Consider the following 18,799-nt stretch of genomic DNA (forward strand, 5'->3'; position numbering starts at 1 on the left):
CGGGGAGCGCGCCTAGACGCGGTCTCCGTCGCCCTGCTTGCGCAGATCGATCTGGCGCTGCGCCTCCGCCTGATCGTGCTTCGTCTTCTGCCGAGCTTCCTCTTCGAGCTCCAGCACGTCGGACTGCTGCACGAGGATCAGCTCCGTGTCGGTCACATTGCCCGCATTGGTGACGGGCTCTGGGGCGGCGCCCGCGATGACCTTCGGGTTCTGCGAGATGCGCTTCTGCACCACGGTCGCGAGCCAGGACAGCAGCACGCAGGTGGCGATGTAGACGGCGCCGATGACGATCGTGACGGGAATGTACGGGCGACCGTAATCCGCCTGGCCGCCGATGAGCTTCGCCATGTAGAGCAGCTCGTTGTACGTGATGATCGAGCCGAGAGCCGTGTCCTTCAGGGTCACGACCAGCTGCGCGATGATGACGGGCAGCATCGCGCGGATCGCCTGCGGGAGCAGGATGATCTGCATGACGCCGCTCTTGCGGAGGCCGATGGCGTATCCGGCTTCAGCCTGACCGCTCGGGAGCGACTGCACGCCGCTTCGGATGACCTCGGAGAGCACCGAGCCGTTGTAGGCGATGAGCGCGATGACGACGGCCCAGAACGGCTCCATCTTGATGCCGATGGCCGGCAGGCCGTAGTACATGAGCATCATGAGGATGAGGACGGGGATCGCACGGAGACCCTCGACCACGACCGTGAACGGGATGCGGACCCACGCGTGGTCCGACAGGCGGCCGATGGCGAGGACGAATCCGAGCGCCAAGGCACCAACGGCTGCGACCAGGAAGGCGCTGAGCGTGGCCCAGAGCGCCTCCGCGATCTGCGTCCAGATAGCCGCGTAGCCGAAGATCTGCCACTTGTCGGCGCTCAGGTTGCCCGTTGCGCTGAGGCGATAGACGAGGAAGGCGACGAGGGCGACGATGACGACGACCGTCGCGATCCCGAGCAGCTTGTTGCGAGCGAGCGCGCGGGGGCCTGGGACATCGTAGAGAACAGAGGTCTGGCTCATCGGGCAACCTTCCAGTGGCGTTCGAGCGCGTTCTGCACCCACGAGAGCAGCAGCACGAGGACGATGAAGACGATGGCGACCCAGATGAGCACCTCCATCGCGTTCTCACCTCGCTCGCTCATGTTGGCGCGGATGATGCCCAGGTTGACGGCGGAGAACCCAGCAGCGACGGTGGTGTTCTTCAGCAGTGCGATGAGGACGCTCATCATGGGCGGGACCACGGCGCGTGCTGCCTGGGGGAGCACGATGAGGGTCATGACCTGCCCGAAGGGGAGGCCGATGGCTCGCGCGGCCTCTGCCTGGCCGACAGGGACGGTGTTGATGCCGCTTCGGAGCACCTCGGCGACATACGTGGCGGTGTAGACGCCCAGCGCGAGAACGCCGAGCAGCAGGTAGTCGGTGCGGCCCATGGGGAAGAGGACGGGCACCGCGAAGACGAAGATGAAGAACACGAGGGTGAGCGGGGTGTTGCGCACGAGGTTGACGTAGGCGGCGCCGACCGCCCGCGCGATCGGGACCGGCGAGACTCGCATGGCACCCACGATGAAGCCGAGGACGAGCGCGAGGAGCGCGCCCCCGAAGAAGAGGATGAGCGTCCCGAGAAGGGCCTCACTCCACAGGTCGAGGTGGTTCGTGAAGATATCGAACACGCTCGCCTTCCTTTCTGAGACAGGGCGCAAGGCGCCCTAGGTGCGAACGAGCGGCGGCGAGAGTGTGTCTCGCCGCCGCTCGCCTGTGGGATTAGTAGCGGTCGACCGCTGGCTGCGTGACCGTGGTTCCGGACGATCCGAGGTTGTAGTCGAAGATCGCCTGCCACACGTCGCCGCCCTCTTCGAGGGTGGTGTTGATGTGGTCGCGGAGGGCGTCATCGCCCTTGGCGAGTCCGATGCCGTAGAGCTCCTCGCTGAAGGGCTCGCCGACGACCTTGAGGTTGTCGGGGTCCTGGGCGGCGTAGCCGATCAGAATGGCCTCGTCAGTGGTGACCGCATCGACCTGGCCGTTGATCAGCTGGTCGACGCACTGCGAGTACGTGTCGAACTCGGTGGTCGTGACCTCCGGGTAGTTGTCCTTGATGTTCTGGATCGGGGTCGAACCCGTCGCAGAGCAGACCGTGACACCGGCGACGAGCGAGTCGACTCCGGTGATGTCGGAGTCCGCGCCGACGAGCAGGCCCTGGCCGGTCTCGAAGTACGGGCCGGCGAAGTCGATCTGGTCCTTGCGCTTGTCGGTGATCGAGTACGTGCCGACGTAGTAGTCGATGTCGCCGTTGGAGATCGCCTGCTCGCGGTTGGCGGAGGCGATCGGCTTGAACTCGATGTTCTCTTCGGTGACACCGAGCGATGCGGCGATCCAGCGTGCGACGTCGACGTCGAAGCCGGTGCGCTCACCGGTGACGGCGTCGAGGTAGCCGAGGTTCGGCTGGTCTTCCTTGACACCGACGACGACCTTGTCGCCGCGTGCCTTGATGGCGTCGAACGTGGGCGATCCCTCGATCGTGACGTCCGTCGCGACCTCGAAGACGGGTGCTTCACCGGTCGTGGTGCCTTCGCCGCCGCCTGCAGCGGGCGGAGCGCCCTCGGCGCAGCCGGTCAGTACGAGCGAGGCCAGGATGCCTGCGCCGAGAATGGCGCTGAGCTTGGTCTTTCGCATTTCTTCTCCTTCTGTTGGAAGTCTGTTGCGTCTTGCGTGAGCGTCGATGCGGGGTCTGCGCCGACGATCAGTGGGTGATGAGCTTGGAGAGGAAGTCCTTGGCGCGGTCGGTCTTCGGATGCGTGAAGAAGTCCTCCGGCGACTGGTCTTCCAGGATCTGGCCGTCGGCCATGAAGACGACCCGGTCGGCCGCCTTGCGGGCGAAGCCCATCTCGTGGGTCACGACGATCATCGTCATGCCCTCCTTGGCGAGATCGACCATGACGTCCAGGACCTCGTTGATCATCTCGGGGTCGAGCGCGCTCGTGGGCTCGTCGAAGAGCATGACCTTCGGCTTCATCGCGAGGGCGCGCGCGATGGCGACGCGCTGCTGCTGCCCACCGGACAGCTGCGCGGGGAACTTCGCGGCCTGGTGACCGATGCCGACTCGATCGAGAAGCGCCTTTGCCTCTTTCTCTGCGTCAGCCCTCGAGAGCTTGCGGACCTTGATGGGACCGAGAGCGACGTTCTCGAGGATGGTCTTGTGGGCGAAGAGGTTGAAGGACTGGAAGACCATCCCGACGTCGGCCCGCAGCGCGGCAAGTGCCTTCCCTTCCTTGGGAAGCACCTTCCCGTCGATGCGGATCTCTCCCGAGGTGATCGTCTCGAGTCGATTGATGGTGCGGCAGAGGGTCGACTTGCCGGAACCGGACGGCCCGATGACGACGACGACCTGACCGCGCTCGACGCTGAGGTTGATGTCCTTCAGGGCGTGGAATTCACCGTAGTGCTTCTCGACGTGGTCTACGACGACGAGGTGCTCGCTCTGATTTTGCATGGTGCGATTCCACCACAGCGTCAGACTCCGTCGTCGCCTATTTCTCGCTTTCGAAACGAGATGGTTACCTGATCGGTGCTTCCCTGCCAGGATTTCGGTGCTCATGGGTACACCGCGAGCCTGGAAGATCGCCGGATTCTCGCGGATTTCTGGCGTCGCGCGAGAGGAACGCAGATTCCCGCCGAGTCGTCGAGGCGGCCTCTCTCACGGGGTGAGAAAGCGCGTTTCCACATGCTGGAGCCGTTGCGCACGCGGTTCGCTAAACTCGACACTTGTGTCTGACGCCTCATCGAACCCCATCACGCAGGAAGCCGTCGGCTCCGCGGTCGAAGCGGCGCTCGCCGCCATCGACGCGGCGCCCGACCTGACAGCACTCAAGCGCGTGCGCGCCGAGCATCTGGCGGAGGGCTCTGCGATCGCATCGCTGAACGCCGCCATGCGGGCCGTGCCGAAGGAGAGCAAGAAGGAAGCGGGCCAGCTCATCGGGCAGGCCCGCACCCGCGTCAACGCCGCGTTCGCCGAGCGCGAGAGCGAGCTGGCAGCTGCGGAGGCCTCCGAGCGTCTCGCTGCAGAAGCCGTCGACGTCACCGTCGCACGGCCGGCACGCGCGACCGGAGCGAGGCATCCGCTCACCGTGCTGCAGGACCGCGTGAGCGACATCTTCGTCGGCATGGGGTGGGAGATCGCGGAAGGCCCGGAGCTCGAGAGCGAGTGGTTCAACTTCGACTCGCTCAACTTCGACGCGGACCATCCCGCCCGCGCCATGCAGGACACGTTCTTCGTTGAGCCGGCAGACCGCCACCTCGTTCTGCGCACGCACACGTCTCCCGTGCAGATGCGCTCGCTCGTCGAGCGCGGCGTCCCCCTCTACGTGCTGGCCCCTGGCCGCACGTACCGCACCGACGAGCTGGACGCGACGCACACGCCCGTCTTCACGCAGTTCGAGGGCATCGCGATCGACAAGGGGCTCACGATGGCGCACCTCCGCGGCACACTGGAGCACTTCGCGACCTCGATGTTCGGCGACGAGGCTCGCATCCGCCTGCGCAACAACTACTTCCCCTTCACGGAGCCGAGCGCCGAGATGGACATCTGGCATCCCGGCGCGAAGGGCGGCCCGCGGTGGATCGAGTGGGGCGGCTGCGGCATGGTGCACCCCAACGTGCTGCTCGCCGCCGGCGTCGACCCTGAGGAGTATCAGGGCTTCGCCTTCGGCATGGGCGTCGAGCGCACCCTCATGTTCCGCAACGCGCTGACCGACATGCGCGACATGGTCGAGGGCGACGTCCGCTTCAGCACCCAGTTCGGAATGGTGATCTAGCCGTGCGTGCTCCCTCTGCTCCTCTCAACGAAAGTCACATCTGATGCGCGCTCCACTCTCCTGGCTCCGTGAGTACGCGGAGATCCCGGCCTCGGCCTCTCCCGCGTCGGTGCTCGACGCCTTCGTGCGGGTCGGGCTCGAAGACGAAGCCGTGCACGGCACCCAGCTGCAGGGTCCGATCGTGGTCGGCGAGGTGCTCTCGGCCGAGCCGGAGCCGCAGTCGAACGGCAAGACCATCAACTGGTGCCAGGTGCGCGTCGCGCCAGAAGGACAGCTCGCCGCAGACGGCGGCGCGGACGTGCGTGGCATCGTCTGCGGCGCACACAACTTCGGTGTCGGCGATTCGGTCGTCGTCACGCTTCCCGGAGCGGTCCTTCCCGGAGACTTCGCGATCGCGGCGCGGAAGACCTACGGGCACGTCTCCGACGGCATGATCGCCTCCCAGTCGGAACTCGGGATGGGCGATGACCACGACGGCATCATCGTGCTCTCGCGGCTCGGCGTGAGTGCGGCCCCCGGCACCGACGCCATCGAGCTGCTCGGCCTCACCGAGCAGGCGGTCGAGGTCAATGTCACCCCCGATCGCGGGTACGCGATGTCCATCCGCGGCCTCGTCCGCGAGTACTCGAACGCGACGGGCGTGGCCTTCACCGACCCCGCGCTCCGGCCCCAGCTCGAGGCTCTCCTCGGCGAGGGCATCGCCGCGGATGCTCAGGACGTCCGCGTCAAGGTCACGATCGACGACGACGCGTCCGTGCGGGACCAGCCCATGGCACCGGTCTTCATCGGCCTCGTGGTCGAGGGCATCGACGCGACGGCGGCGACCCCGACGTGGATGTCCCAGCGGCTCCGGCTCGCGGGGATCCGCCCGCTCGGCATCGCGATCGACATCACGAACTACGTCATGCTCGAGCTCGGTCAGCCGATCCACGGCTACGACCTCGACAAGCTGCGCGGCGCCATCCACGTGCGCCGTGCGCGCGAGGGCGAGCAGCTCACGACCCTCGACGGCAGGGAGCGCACGCTCAGCGCCGAGGACATCCTCATCACCGACGACCGCGGCCCGATCGGGCTCGCTGGCGTCATGGGTGGAGCGGAGACCGAGCTCAGCGGCGAGACGAAGAACGTCTACATCGAGGCGGCGTCGTTCTCGCCGATCTCGATCGCGCGCACCGCGCGCCGGCACAAGCTGCCGAGCGAGGCCTCGCGTCGCTTCGAGCGCCGTGTCGACCCTCGCGTCGCTCAGCCGGCAGCCGCTCGTGTCGCGGAGCTGCTCATCGAGCATGCAGGCGGTCGCGTGGTGCGTGCCGGCAGCGTGCACGAGCAGATCCCGGCCCCGGAGTCGCTGACGCTGCCCGTCGATGCCGCCTCGAAGATCATGGGCGTCGACTACACGCTCGACGAGACGATCGGCGCGCTGCGTGCCGTCGGCTGCGAGGTCTGGGAGGAGGCCGACGGGCTCCTCGGCGTGACGGTGCCGAGCTGGCGCGGGGATCTCACCGAGCCGGTCACCCTCGTCGAGGAGATCGGGCGCCTGTGCGACTTCGAGCGCATCCCGTCGCGGCTTCCCGTCGCGCCTCCGGGTCGGGGGCTCACCCGCGAGCAGCGCCTTCGCCGCGCGGCTGCCGACGTGCTGGCCGCGTCCGGGGCTGTCGAGGTGCAGAGCTACCCGTTCGTCGCGGAGACGGACACGGTCACGTTCGGTCGGGCGGATGCGGGCGAGGTGGCTGCTGTGAAGCTCGCCAACCCACTGGACCCGCGCGCCGCGTGGCTCCGCACGAGTCTGCTGCCAGGTCTGCTCACGATCGCGCACCGCAACGTCTCGCGTGGTCTCACCGACCTCGCGATCTTCGAGACGGGCACGGTCTTCAAGCCAGAGTCCGGCGTGGTCTACGGCGTGGACGAGGTTCCCGCGGTCGCAGTGCGGCCGACGGCTGAGCGCATCGCGGAGCTGGAGGCTGGGCTCCCGCCGCAGCCGCGGCACGCCGCCGGCATCGTGCTCGGTCACCGCGAGCCGAAGCGCCCGGGGCACGGGCCGACTGCGGCGTCGTGGGAGGACGCGCTCGAGCTCGTCGCCCAGCTCGGCTTGGCGACCGGTGCGGAGATCCAGGTGCGACAGGGTGCCCACAGGGCCTTCCACCCTGGCCGGTGCGCTGAACTGTACCTGAGCCACGGGGCTGCCGAGGTAGTTGTCGGCTACGCCGGCGAGGTGCACCCGGACATCGCCGAGGCTGCCGACCTGCCTCGCGTGGTCGCTGCGTTCGAGGTCGACCTCGACGCGGTCATCGAGCTCGCTCGGAGAGAGGTGCTTCCAGCGCCCATCTCGACCTTCCCCGCAGCTACGCAGGACCTGAGCCTCGTCGTGGCCGAGGCGGTCCCGGCCGCTGAGGTCTCTGCCGCCGTCACCGAGGGTGCTGGTGCGCTGCTCGAGCAGCTGACGATCGTCGACGACTACCGGGGGACCGGGCTCGAGGACGGGCAGAAGAGCCTGACGTTCGCGCTCCGGTTCCGGGCGACGGACCGCACGCTGACGGCCTCCGAGGCGAGCGAGGCCAAGGAAGCCGGCGCGGCGTTGGCGTCCGAGCGCTTTGGCGCCACCATGCGCGCCTGAGCTCACCCTGACGCGAATCGCCCGGCCCCATTGGGGCCGGGCGATTCTGTGTCCTGCGGCTCGGCTGCACCGCGGCTGCGGTCCGATCCCCGACCGGGGTCAGTCCTCGCGGGAGACCGAAGCCTCCTTGAGGCTCGCCTCGAGGGCGACCCACGCGAGCATGGCGCACTTGACCCGCATCACGAACTTGGAGACGCCCTGGAAGGCGACGGCGTCCTCGAGCAGATCCTCGTCGGGCTCGGAGCCGTCGCGAGTCCGGAGCATCAGACGGAATGCGGCGATGAGCTCGTCGATCTGCGCCGTCGACTTCCCGACGGCGAGCTCGCTGAGCACGGACGCGGAGGCCATCGAGATGCTGCAGCCATCGCCCTGCCACGCGAGCTCGGAGAGCCCTGTTCCATCAGCATCCAGTTTGACCCGGACCGTGATCTCGTCGCCGCAGCTCGGGTTGCGCTCGAAGTGCTCGGCGTCGGCGTCTGGCAGCGGACCATCGCCCGTTCGCTTCTTGGAATGCTCGAGGATGAGCTGCTGGTAGAGGCCGTCGAGGGCGCTCATGCGTCGACCCCGAACCAGGCGCGGACCTGGCCGACCGCGAAGAGCAGGCGGTCGACGTCCTCTCGCGTCGTGTACAGGTAGCTGCTCGCGCGGGTCGACGCGGTGAGCCCGAGTCGGCGGTGCAGCGGCTGCGCGCAGTGGTGCCCGCCGCGGACCGCGATGCCCTTCGAGTCGAGGAACTGGGTCACGTCGTGCGAATGGACCCCCTCCACCTCGAAGCTCACGAGCCCGGCGCGCGGGGTGCCCACCTCGTCCCCGATCGTGCGGATCCCGGGGATGCCTGCGAGGCCCGCGAGGAGGAGCTGGCCCATCTCGGCCTCGTGGGCGGCCACCGCCTCCATGCCGACCCCTTCGAGGTAGCGGACGGCTTCGGCGAGGGCGACGACCTGCGAGACGGGTTGCGTGCCGGCTTCGAAGCGCGTCGGGGGCGCCATGAAGTCGCTGGCCTCCATCGTGACCGTGGTGATCATCGATCCGCCCGTGCGCGCAGGCGGCAGGGCATCCAGCATCTCGGCGCGGCCGTACAGCACTCCGACGCCGTTGGGGCCGAGCATCTTGTGGCCAGAGAACGCCGCGAAGTCGACGCCGAGCGCCGGGAAGCTGACCGGCAGGTGCGGCACCGACTGGCAGGCGTCGAGGACCACGATGGCGCCGGCCTCGTGCGCGAGCTCGGTGAGGCGCTTCGCGTCGGCGATGAGCCCGGTCACATTGGAGACGTGCGCGAAGGCGAAGACCTTGGTTCGCTTCGAGATGAGAGCTGCGGCATCGTCGACGCTCCACGTGCCCCGGTCGTTCACCGGGACGTAGACGAGCGTCGCTCCCGTGTCCAGGGCGAGCTGCTGCCATGGCACGAGGTTGGCGTGGTGCTCTGCCTCCGTGATGAGGATCTCGTCGCCCTCGCCGATCGCGAGCCGCTCTGCTCGGGGGCCGCCTCTGCCCGCGCTGGCGATGCGGATGCCGCCCGTCACGAGGTTGATCGCGTCGGTGGCGTTGAGGGTCCAGGAGATCTGCTCGGGTGCCGCGCCGACGAAGCCCGCGACGGTCTCACGGGCGTCCTCGAACGCGACGGTCGAGAGCGCGGCGAGCGTGTGCGCTCCACGGTGCACGGCGGCGTTCTCGGTCTCGAGGAAGCGGCGCTCAGCGTCGAGGACCTGAGTCGGCCGCTGCGAGGTCGCACCGGAGTCGAGGTAGACGAGGGGGGTGCCGTTCACCTCTTGATCCAGGATCGGGAAATCCTGTCGGAGCTCGAGCACCCTGGCGTCGCTCAGGGCGTGGACGCCCTCGGGTGCTGCGCTGCTCTGGAGTGATGAAGCTGCGTCTTCGGTGTTCAGTGTCACATCGTCCTCTCGTTGGCCTCGCACCGCAGACGCTCGAGTGTCGACGGTCTCAGCCTGTCAAGCCTACGAGTGCAACGAGCTCGCTGCCCGCCGCATTCCCGTCTGCGTCGCTCGAGGGCTGGTCTGCCCGCGCCGGCCGGACTCGCGCGGGGGTGGCACGGCCTAGGATGAACGGCATGGCTTTCTCCGTTGCAGTAGCTGGGGCGAGCGGGTACGCGGGTGGGGAACTCCTGCGCATTCTCGCCTCGCACCCCGAACTCGAGGTCCGCACCGTCACCGCGCACGCGAATGCGGGTGAGCGGCTGCTGCGCGTGCACCCTCACCTTGCGAGCTACGCGGACCTGGTCCTCGAGCCCACGACCGCCGACGTGCTGTCCGGCCACGACGTCGTGTTCCTGGCGCTGCCGCACGGCGCGTCCGGTGCGATCTCCGCCGAGCTCGGCGACGACACGCTGGTCATCGACTGCGGCGCCGACCACCGTCTGGAGCGCGAGGAAGACTGGGCCGAGTACTACGGTGGCGACTTCTTCGGCACATGGGCGTACGGGCTCCCGGAACTCGAGCTCACTGGTGCGCCCGACAAGCAGCGCTCGAACCTCCGAGGCGCTTCGCGGGTCGCCGTTCCCGGCTGCAATGTCACGGCGATCACGCTCGCACTCGCACCCGCCATGCACCGCGGGCTCGTGCATCCCCTCGACCTGACGGCGGTTCTCGCCGTCGGCCCGTCCGGTGCCGGCAAGAAGGCGGCCGTCTCGCTGCTCGGCTCCGAGCTCATCGGCTCGGCGAACCCCTACGCAGTGACCGGGGAGCACCGGCACAACCCCGAGGTACGTCAGAACCTCCGCCGCGCAGCCGGCGCCGAGGTCAGCCTCGCGTTCACACCCGTGCTGGTACCGATGGCACGCGGCATCCTGGCGACCACGACGGCGCGCCTCGAAGCGGGCGTCGACGCGGCGCAGCTCCGCGCCGCCTACGAGGAGTCCTACGGGGCTGAGCGGTTCGTGCAGCTCCTGCCCGACGGCGAATGGCCGCGCACGGGCGACGTGACCGGCTCCAACCGGGCCTCGATCGGCATCGGCATCGACGAGCGCGCAGGCCGCTTCGTGGCGGTCGCGGCGATCGACAACCTCGGCAAGGGCACCGCGGGCGCCGCGGTGCAGTCAGCGAACATCGCCCTGGGTCTCGAAGAGGCCCTCGGTCTTCCCTTGGACGGAGTGGCACCGTGAGTGTGACCGCAGCAGCAGGTTTCCGCGCGGCAGGAGCCGCGGCAGGCATCAAGTCAGAAGGGCGTCGAGACGTCGCCCTCGTCGTCAACGACGGGCCGAGCGCGGCCTGCGCCGCGGTCTTCACGAGCAACCGCTGCAAGGCGAACCCGATTCTCTGGTCCCAGGAGGCCATCAGGGGCGGCTCGATCTCGGCCATCGTCCTGAATTCGGGCGGCGCGAACTGCTACACGGGGTCCTTCGGGTTCCAGACCACGCACCAGACGGCCGAGGCCGTCGCCGCGAAGCTCGGCATCGGCGCGGGAGACGTGCTCGTCTGCTCGACCGGCCTCATCGGGGTGGGCGACCAGAGCTTCCGCGACGGCGTGCTGCGCGGGGTCGAGCTCACGGCCGATTCGCTGGCAGCGACGGTCGAGGCGGGGGATGAGGCCTCGCTGGCCATCATGACCACCGACTCGAAGCCGAAGCGCTCGGTCCGCGACGGCGACGGGTACGTCATCGGCGCGATGGCCAAGGGGGCAGGCATGCTCGCTCCAGGACTCGCGACGATGCTCGTCGTCATCACGACCGACGCCGACCTCGAGTCCGGGGCGCTGGACCGGGCACTCCGCGCCGCGACCCGGGTCACCTTCGACCGCGTCGACTCCGACGGCTGCATGTCCACCAACGACCAGGTGACGCTCATGGCCTCTGGGGCGAGCGGCGTCACCCCGGACGAGGCGGCCTTCACGACAGTGCTCACCGAGGTCTGCGCTGACCTCGCCCGTCAGCTGCAGCAGGACGCGGAAGGCGCCAGCCACGACGTGACGATCACGACGATCGGGGCCGCGACGGAGCAGGATGCGCTCGACGCGTCCCGAGCGGTCGCCCGCTCGAATCTCTTCAAGGCCGCCATCTTCGGCAACGACCCGAACTGGGGACGCGTCCTGGCCGCCGTCGGCACGACCGACGCCGAGTTCGACCCCCAGGCGCTCGATGTCACGATCAACGGGGTCATGGTCTGCCGGGCGGGGACGCCCCACGAGTCCGCGGACCTGGTCGACCTGACGCCTCGGGACACGAGCGTGCTCATCGATCTGCACGCCGGCGTGAGCGAAGCGACCATCCTGACCAACGATCTGACGCACGACTACGTGCATGAGAACAGCGCCTACTCGTCCTGACGAGCGAGCGACTCCCGCGAGGCGGGGCAGCCGCCGAGCGTCTGCCCGACCAGCCCGACGGTTTCTGACCGGCCCGAAAGGGGCAGCATGACCACTTCTGACCTGTACGAGAAGGCGACCTCCAAGGTCGAGACCCTCATCGAGGCCCTTCCCTGGATGCAGGAGTTCGCCGGGCGGGTTCTCGTCATCAAGTTCGGCGGCAACGCCATGGTCGACGCCGAGCTCTTCGAGGCGTTCGCGTCGGATATCGCCTTCCTCCGCTACGCCGGCATCAAGCCGGTCATCGTGCACGGCGGCGGACCTCACATCTCGCGGATGCTCGGCAAGCTGCGCATCGAGAGCGAGTTCAGGGGCGGCTACCGCGTCACGAGCGAGGAGGCCATGGATATCGTCCGCATGGTGCTCGGCGGGCAGGTCGCCAGGGAGCTCGTAGCCGCGATCAACGAGCGGGCCCCGATCGCCGTCGCGACGAGCGGCGAAGACGCCGGCCTCTTCCAGGCGCGGCGGAAGAAGCTCCTCATCGACGGCGAGACCGTCGACCTCGGCTTCGTGGGCGAGATCGAGACGGTCGACCCCACGGTCGTGAAGGCGGATATCGCGGCCGGTCGCATCCCCGTCATCTCCTCGATCGCGAGCGACATCGACTCGCCCCGCAAGGCGCTCAACATCAACGCAGACCGGGCCGCCTCCGCCCTCGCGCAGGCGCTCGGCGCGGCGAAGCTCATCATGCTGACCGACGTCGCGGGACTCTACGGCGACTGGCCCGACCTCGACTCGCTCATCTCGGAGATCAAGCTCGACGAGCTGCGCGCCCTGCTGCCGACGCTCTCTGCTGGCATGATCCCGAAGGTGCAGGCCTGCATCGAGGCGGTCGAGGGTGGCGTCGACCAGGCCGCCATCATCGATGGCCGTGTCCCGCATTCGATGCTGTTGGAGATCTTCACCACCGAGGGCTTCGGCACCAAGGTCTCCGCGTGAGGCACGTGCACCTGCCCGCTCAGCGCCCGATGATTCGACTTCGCCGCTCCACCCACCGAAAGGCCAAACCGTGATTCGCCACTTCCTCCGCGACGACGACCTGACCCCCGCCGAGCAGCGCGAGGTGCTCGAGCTCGCTGCAGTGCTCAAGCGCGACCGCTTCTCAGCACGTCCGCTCGAGGGCCCGCGCAGCGTGGCAGTGATCTTCGACAAGACCTCGACGCGCACGCGTGTCTCGTTCCACGTCGGCATCTCCGAGCTCGGTGGCTCGCCGCTCATCATCTCGACCGCCTCCAGCCAGCTCGGCGGCAAGGAGACGGCGTCCGACACCGCCCGAGTCCTCGAGCGCCAGGTCGCAGCCATCGTCTGGCGGACCTATGCGCAGAGCGGCCTGGAGGAGATGGCCAACGGAGCGCTCGTGCCGGTCGTGAACGCGCTGAGCGACGACTTCCACCCGTGCCAGCTGCTCGCCGACCTGCTCACCGTCAACGAGCACCTCGGCGACCCAGCCGGCCGCACGCTGGTGTTCCTCGGCGACGGCGAGAGCAACATGGGGCATTCCTACCTGCTCGCCTGCGCCACGGCGGGCATGCACGTTCGCATCGCCGCCCCCGTCGGCTTCCAGCCGCGCCCCGACGTCGTCGCCGATGCCGAGCGCATCGCCTCCGAGACGGGTGGCTCCGTGGTGGTCGGCGACGACATCGACACGCTGGTCGCGGGGGCAGACGTCGTCGTGACCGACACCTGGGTCTCGATGGGCCGCGAGGACGAGAAGCAGTCCCGCATCGACGCGCTCAGCGCCTACCGAGTCACCGAGGCCACGATGGCGAACGCCGCCACTGGCGCGATCTTCCTGCACTGCCTGCCGGCAGACCGCGGGTACGAGGTCGACGGAGCCGTCATCGACGGCCCGCAGTCGGTCATCTGGGATGAGGCGGAGAACCGCCTCCACGCCCAGAAGGCGCTGCTCGTCTGGCTTCTCGCCAAGGCCGCGGCCTGACCCGCGCATCCACCCCACATAGACTGAACACACGACTCAAACGCTAGGAGCATTGATGACGGAACGCGTCGTTCTCGCATACTCCGGAGGTCTCGATACCTCCGTCGGCATCGGATGGCTGAAGGATGCCACCGGCAAGGACGTGGTCGCTCTCGCGATCGACGTCGGCCAGGCCGGTGAGGACATGGAGCAGGTGCGACAGCGAGCGCTCGACTGCGGCGCTGTCGAATCGGTTGTCGTCGACGCGCGCGAGGAGTTCGCGAGCGACTACATCGTCCCGGCGCTCAAGGCGAACGCCCTCTACCAGAAGCGCTACCCGCTCGTCTCCGCGCTGTCCCGCCCGCTCATCGCGAAGCACCTCGCGAAGACCGCTCGCGAGCTCGGCGCAGACTCGATCGCGCACGGCTGCACCGGCAAGGGCAACGACCAGGTCCGCTTCGAAGCGGCGGTCGCGGCTGTCGCACCGGAGCTCACCTCGATCGCACCCGTGCGCGACCTCGCGCTCACTCGCGACAAGGCCATCGTGTACGCGCAGGAGCACAACCTGCCCATCGAGCAGTCGAAGAAGAGCCCGTACTCGATCGACCAGAACGTCTGGGGTCGCGCCGTCGAGACCGGGTTCCTCGAGGACCCGTGGAACCCGCCGATCGAAGACCTCTACACGTACACGCAGGATCCTGACCTGACGCGTGAGCCCACCGAGGTCACGGTGACGTTCGAGCAGGGCGTCCCGGTGAAGATCAACGGGGAATCGCTGACGCCCATCCAGGTCGTCGAGCTCATGAACAAGCTCGCTGGCGACCAGGGCGTCGGCCGCATCGACGTCGTCGAGGACCGCCTCGTCGGCATCAAGAGCCGTGAGATCTACGAGTCCCCGGCCGGGCTGGCCCTCATCGAGGCGCACGAGCACCTCGAGGACCTGACGATCGAGCGCGACGTCGCCCGTTTCAAGCGCGGGATCGAGGCCGAGTGGTCGAACCTGGTCTACGACGGGCTCTGGTTCTCCGGTCTCAAGCGGTCGCTGGACGCGTTCATCAACCACACGCAGGAGCACGTCTCCGGCGAGGTGCGCATGACGCTGCACGGCGGTCGCGCGGTCGTCACCGGCCGCCGTTCGGATGAGTCGCTCTACGACTACAGCCTCGCGACCTACGACACCGGCGACACGTTCGACCAGTCGCACGCCAAGGGATTCATCGAGCTGTGGAGCCTTCCGTCGAAGATCTCGGCTCGCCGCGACAAGCCGGAACTCTGAGCATGGCTGCATCCGAGGGCGCCTCGAAGTCCGGGGGAGTGACCACGCCGGGAGCTCTCTGGGGCGGTCGCTTCAGCGACGGGCCGTCCCCGGAGCTCGCGCGGCTGTCCAAGTCGACGCACTTCGACTGGCAGCTCGCGAAGTACGACATCGCTGGCTCGCGAGCGCACGCTGGTGCGCTCGCGGCGGCGGGATACCTCGATGACGCCGAGCTCTCGGGCATGCTGGACGCGCTGACCGAGCTCGAACGTCGCGTCGTGTCCGCCGAGTTCGTGGCGGCCGACGACGACGAGGATGTGCACGGTGCCCTGGAGCGCGGCCTGATCGAGATCGCGGGTCCGGAGCTGGGCGGCAAGCTGCGAGCTGGTCGCAGTCGCAACGACCAGATCGCGACGTTCGTGCGCATGTACCTTCGCGATCACAGCGCGATCATCGCGGAGCAGGTCGAGACGCTCGTCGAGGTCCTCGCCCAGCAGGCGGAGCAGAACATCCAGGTCATCATGCCGGGGCGCACGCACCTGCAGCATGCGCAGCCGGTGCTGCTCTCGCACCACCTGCTCGCTCACGCATGGCCGCTCCTTCGAGACCTGGACCGCCTGCGCGACTTCGATCGCCGGCTGGACGAGTCGCCCTACGGTGGAGGGGCCCTCGCGGGCTCCACCCTCGGTCTCGATGCGGTCCGCGTCGCCCGCGAGCTGGGCTTCGCGTCCTCATCCCCGAACTCGATCGACGCGACGGCGAGTCGTGACCTGGTCGCGGAGTTCGCGTTCATCGCGGCGCAGATCGGCATCGACCTGTCGCGCTTCTCGGAGGAGATCATCCTCTGGAACACGAAGGAGTTCGGCTTCGTCACGTTGCACGACGCGTACTCGACCGGGTCCAGCATCATGCCGCAGAAGAAGAACCCCGACATCGCGGAGCTCGCGCGTGGCAAGGCGGGTCGCCTCATCGGCAACCTGGCTGGCCTCCTCGCGACGCTCAAGGCACTCCCGCTTGCGTACAACCGGGACCTGCAGGAGGACAAGGAGCCGATCTTCGACTCCGTCGAGACGCTCGAGCTGGTGCTCCCCGCCTTCACTGGCATGGTCGCGACGCTCACCTTCCACGGTGAGCGCATGCGCGAACTCGCACCGCAGGGCTTCTCGCTCGCGACGGATGTCGCCGAGTGGCTGGTGAAGCGGCAGGTCCCCTTCCGCATCGCGCACGAGGTGTCCGGCTCCATGGTGCAGGCAGCGGAGTCCAAGGGCGTCGACCTCGATGGCTTGACCGACGAGGAGATCTCGGCCGTGTCCGAGCACCTGTCGCCGGAGGTGCGCGAGGTGCTCTCGGTCGACGGGTCCGTGGCAACTCGCGATGGCAGGGGCGGTACGGCACCTGTCCGCGTCGCTGAGCAGATCGTCGAGCTCCGCGAGCGGCTGGCAAAGCTCACATCCTAGGTGTCCGCGTGGATGACGATTTCCGCGCGGCCCTTCTCGAGGGACCGCTCTCGGCAGCAGACGCGCTGCTGGGGGCGGTCCTTTCGCGTTCGGCCGCGGACGGCACGGTCTCGGTGCGCCTCACCGAGGTGGAGGCGTATGCCGGCTCCGGGGATCCCGGGTCGCATGGTTTCCGCGGCCGGACGGCGAGGAACGCCACGATGTTCGGGCCGGCAGGTCACGTCTACGCGTATCGCATCTACGGGCTCCACACGTGCATCAATGTCGTGGCGGGGGAGTCCGGCATTTCATCCGCAGTGCTCCTGAGGGCAGGCGAAGTGGTCGATGGCGTCGAACTCGCGAGAGCCCGCCGCGGTGCGGGGCGCCGTTCCGGGACACCCGTGCGCGACCACGAGCTGGCTCGTGGGCCCGGGAACCTGGTCAGGGCCCTCGGCGCGACCTTCGGCGATGACGGTGCCCGGCTCGATGAGGCGCCGTTCGCGCTTGTTCCGGGCGAACGCTCCAGCAGAGGGGCGGTGGTGCGCGGGCTCCGCGTCGGCGTGGGCGCTCCCGGTGGTGCTCTGCCGTTCGACTGGCGCTTCTGGATCGACGGAGACCCGTCCGTTTCGCGCTATATCGCGCACAAGTCGCTCCGCGCGGGGCGGCGCTGAGGCGGCAGGTGCTTGATACGGTTGCCCGGTGACTACGCGTGATCTGACGACCCAGCAGAACGACACCACCTTCGAGCATGTCATCGACGAACTCGAGTGGCGCGGGTTCATCCACGTCTCGACGGATCTGGCCGAGCTGAAGGCGCGGATGGACGAGGGGCCGATCACGTACTACTGCGGTTTCGATCCGACCGCTCCGAGTCTCCACCTCGGGCACCTCGTGCAGCTGATCCTCCTCCGTCGACTGCAGCTCGCGGGCCACAAGCCGCTCGGCCTCGTCGGCGGGTCGACGGGACTCATAGGCGACCCCCGTCCCACGGCCGAGCGCACGCTCAACTCGCGAGAGACCGTCGCGGAATGGGTCGAGGGGCTGCGCGGACAGATCGACGGCTACCTGTCGTTCGAGGGCGACAACGCGGCGCGCATGGTGAACAACCTCGACTGGACGGCGCCGCTCTCGGCGATCGACTTCCTGCGGGAGATCGGCAAGCACTTCCGCGTCGGCTCCATGCTCAAGAAGGATGCCGTCTCTGCGCGACTGAACTCCGAGGCTGGCATCTCGTACACGGAGTTCAGCTACCAGATCCTGCAGGCGATCGACTTCCTGGAGCTGCACCGGAACTACGGCTGCGTGCTGCAGACGGGTGGCAGCGATCAGTGGGGGAACCTGACCTCCGGCGTCGATCTCATTCGGCGTACCGAGGGTGCGAGCGTCCACGCGCTCGGAACACCGCTCATCACGAACTCGGATGGGACGAAGTTCGGCAAGAGCGAGGGCAACGCGATCTGGATCGATGCCGACCTCACGAGCCCGTACGCCTTCTACCAGTTCTGGCTCAACACGGACGACGCCGATGTCATCGCGCGGATCAAGATCTTCACGTTCCTGACGCGCGCCGAGATCGCGGAGCTCGAGAAGCTCGTCGCAGACGAGCCGTTCAAGCGCGTCGCCCAGAAGACGCTTGCCTCGAAGGTGACGTCGCTGGTGCATGGACAGGAGGCGACCGACGCAGTCATCGCGGCCTCGGCCGCCCTCTTCGGGCAGGGGGAGCTCACCGCGCTCGATGGAGACACGCTTCGCTCTGCGATTCTCGAGCTCCCGAACGCGGAGGTTGCCGATGGAACGCTGGTCGCTCAGGCTCTTGTCGACACCGGGCTCGCGAAGAGTCTCGGCGACGCGCGTCGCGGGATCTCCCAGGGCGGCGTCTCGCTCAACAACGAGCGGGTTGCCGACGAGGCTTCGGTCGTGAGTGCATCAGCAGCGCTGGCCGGCGGCGTCGCAGTCCTGCGTCGGGGCAAGAAGACCCTCGCTGGCCTGGTTTTCCGGGCCTGACCGGGGAACGGGCGTGCATCGACACGCCCGGGATGCGCCCTGAGTTGTGCGCCGACCCCGCCCTGCGTAATGTAATCACTCGTCAGGCCAACGGAGCGAAACGCGAGAGCGGGTCGCACGGGCCGGACAGTCCGAAAGAAAGATCAGCATCTGCCACTTGTTCTTGCAAGTTGGAGCAACATGATCTACACTCGGAACTCCTGCCTCACCGGGTAGCAAGATCGTCAGCCTCTGGTTCTTCCAGTTGGTTGTGCGGAGGATGAGCTTCATGCTCACGGTCCGTGGTTCTTGTCCGGGGTTCGCAGTGCAAGCGATTGCTCCTTAGAGATGGCCGTGAGGCTTGAAGAGGGAAGCGCTCGATTCTTGAGAACTCAACAGCGTGCACTATGTCAAATGCCAATTTGATCCCGTACCTCTTCCTTTGGGGGGGGTAAGGATTCCTTTTGGAAACATATT

Annotated in this window: 16 protein-coding genes; 10 read left to right on the plus strand and 6 right to left on the minus strand. The window is 67.9% G+C overall.

The window, feature by feature from the left end; genetic code table 11:
• Positions 1-12 precede the first annotated feature (12 nt).
• The 4 genes from C5E07_RS07480 to C5E07_RS07495 all read right to left on the minus strand — a co-directional run bounded on the left by C5E07_RS07480 (position 13) and on the right by C5E07_RS07495 (position 3,481).
• Positions 13-1,014 (minus strand): amino acid ABC transporter permease, encoded by a 1,002-nt coding sequence (locus C5E07_RS07480; protein ID WP_104240895.1) that lies wholly within the window; start codon positions 1,012-1,014, stop codon positions 13-15.
• The gene (locus tag C5E07_RS07485) at positions 1,011-1,664 is read right to left on the minus strand and encodes an amino acid ABC transporter permease (protein ID WP_104240896.1); all 654 of its coding nucleotides are present in this window, start codon (positions 1,662-1,664) and stop codon (positions 1,011-1,013) included. Before C5E07_RS07485 ends, C5E07_RS07480 begins: the two co-directional genes overlap by 4 nt.
• A gap of 91 nt (positions 1,665-1,755) precedes the next feature.
• Positions 1,756-2,664, minus strand: a complete 909-nt coding sequence (locus tag C5E07_RS07490; RefSeq protein WP_104240897.1) for a glutamate ABC transporter substrate-binding protein — start codon at positions 2,662-2,664, stop codon at positions 1,756-1,758.
• Positions 2,665-2,731: 67 nt separating this feature from the next.
• Positions 2,732-3,481, minus strand: coding sequence for an amino acid ABC transporter ATP-binding protein (locus C5E07_RS07495; protein WP_104240898.1), 750 nt, complete (start codon positions 3,479-3,481; stop codon positions 2,732-2,734).
• Positions 3,482-3,755: 274 nt separating this feature from the next.
• Between C5E07_RS07495 and pheS the strand changes: the two genes are divergently transcribed.
• A complete protein-coding gene (gene pheS / locus C5E07_RS07500) occupies positions 3,756-4,802 on the plus strand; it encodes a phenylalanine--tRNA ligase subunit alpha (protein WP_104240899.1) in 1,047 nt (348 codons plus the stop codon).
• A 43-nt stretch (positions 4,803-4,845) separates the two neighbouring features.
• Complete coding sequence (pheT, locus tag C5E07_RS07505; RefSeq protein ID WP_104298976.1) at positions 4,846-7,413, plus strand: phenylalanine--tRNA ligase subunit beta; 2,568 nt, start codon at positions 4,846-4,848, stop codon at positions 7,411-7,413.
• Between the two features lie 99 nt (positions 7,414-7,512).
• Here the strand turns inward: pheT and sufU are convergent, their stop codons facing one another.
• Together sufU and C5E07_RS07515 are read right to left on the minus strand one after the other, a co-directional pair.
• Positions 7,513-7,968, minus strand: coding sequence for a Fe-S cluster assembly sulfur transfer protein SufU (sufU, locus tag C5E07_RS07510; protein WP_104298977.1), 456 nt, complete (start codon positions 7,966-7,968; stop codon positions 7,513-7,515).
• The gene (locus C5E07_RS07515; protein WP_104299002.1) at positions 7,965-9,236 is read right to left on the minus strand and encodes a SufS family cysteine desulfurase; all 1,272 of its coding nucleotides are present in this window, start codon (positions 9,234-9,236) and stop codon (positions 7,965-7,967) included. The genes sufU and C5E07_RS07515 overlap by 4 nt, the downstream gene beginning before the upstream one ends.
• A 245-nt stretch (positions 9,237-9,481) precedes the next feature.
• On the opposite strand from C5E07_RS07515, the gene argC reads away from it, so the two are divergent.
• From argC to tyrS, 8 genes are all read left to right on the plus strand, one after another.
• Positions 9,482-10,531: an N-acetyl-gamma-glutamyl-phosphate reductase gene (argC, locus tag C5E07_RS07520; RefSeq protein WP_104298978.1), complete on the plus strand. Its 1,050-nt coding sequence runs from the start codon at positions 9,482-9,484 to the stop codon at positions 10,529-10,531.
• Entirely contained in the window at positions 10,528-11,691 is a 1,164-nt protein-coding gene (gene argJ, locus C5E07_RS07525) for a bifunctional glutamate N-acetyltransferase/amino-acid acetyltransferase ArgJ (RefSeq protein WP_104240903.1), read from the plus strand. Before argC ends, argJ begins: the two co-directional genes overlap by 4 nt.
• Before the next feature lie 87 nt (positions 11,692-11,778).
• Positions 11,779-12,669 (plus strand): acetylglutamate kinase, encoded by an 891-nt coding sequence (gene argB / locus C5E07_RS07530; RefSeq protein ID WP_104240904.1) that lies wholly within the window; start codon positions 11,779-11,781, stop codon positions 12,667-12,669.
• Between the two features lie 70 nt (positions 12,670-12,739).
• Positions 12,740-13,669: an ornithine carbamoyltransferase gene (gene argF, locus C5E07_RS07535; RefSeq protein ID WP_104298979.1), complete on the plus strand. Its 930-nt coding sequence runs from the start codon at positions 12,740-12,742 to the stop codon at positions 13,667-13,669.
• A 55-nt stretch (positions 13,670-13,724) separates the two neighbouring features.
• Positions 13,725-14,924, plus strand: coding sequence for an argininosuccinate synthase (locus C5E07_RS07540; protein WP_104240906.1), 1,200 nt, complete (start codon positions 13,725-13,727; stop codon positions 14,922-14,924).
• 2 nt (positions 14,925-14,926) lie between these two features.
• Positions 14,927-16,360: an argininosuccinate lyase gene (gene argH / locus C5E07_RS07545; RefSeq protein ID WP_104240907.1), complete on the plus strand. Its 1,434-nt coding sequence runs from the start codon at positions 14,927-14,929 to the stop codon at positions 16,358-16,360.
• Between the two features lie 8 nt (positions 16,361-16,368).
• Positions 16,369-17,010 carry a DNA-3-methyladenine glycosylase gene (locus C5E07_RS07550; protein WP_104298980.1) on the plus strand — a complete coding sequence of 214 codons (642 nt, stop codon included), beginning with the start codon at positions 16,369-16,371 and terminating at the stop codon, positions 17,008-17,010.
• A 28-nt stretch (positions 17,011-17,038) separates the two neighbouring features.
• Positions 17,039-18,343, plus strand: coding sequence for a tyrosine--tRNA ligase (tyrS, locus tag C5E07_RS07555; protein ID WP_104240909.1), 1,305 nt, complete (start codon positions 17,039-17,041; stop codon positions 18,341-18,343).
• The last annotated feature ends 456 nt before the right edge of the window (positions 18,344-18,799 follow it).

It is taken from the genome of Pseudoclavibacter sp. RFBJ3 (assembly GCF_002931375.1).
Classification (GTDB): Bacteria; Actinomycetota; Actinomycetes; order Actinomycetales; family Microbacteriaceae; genus Pseudoclavibacter.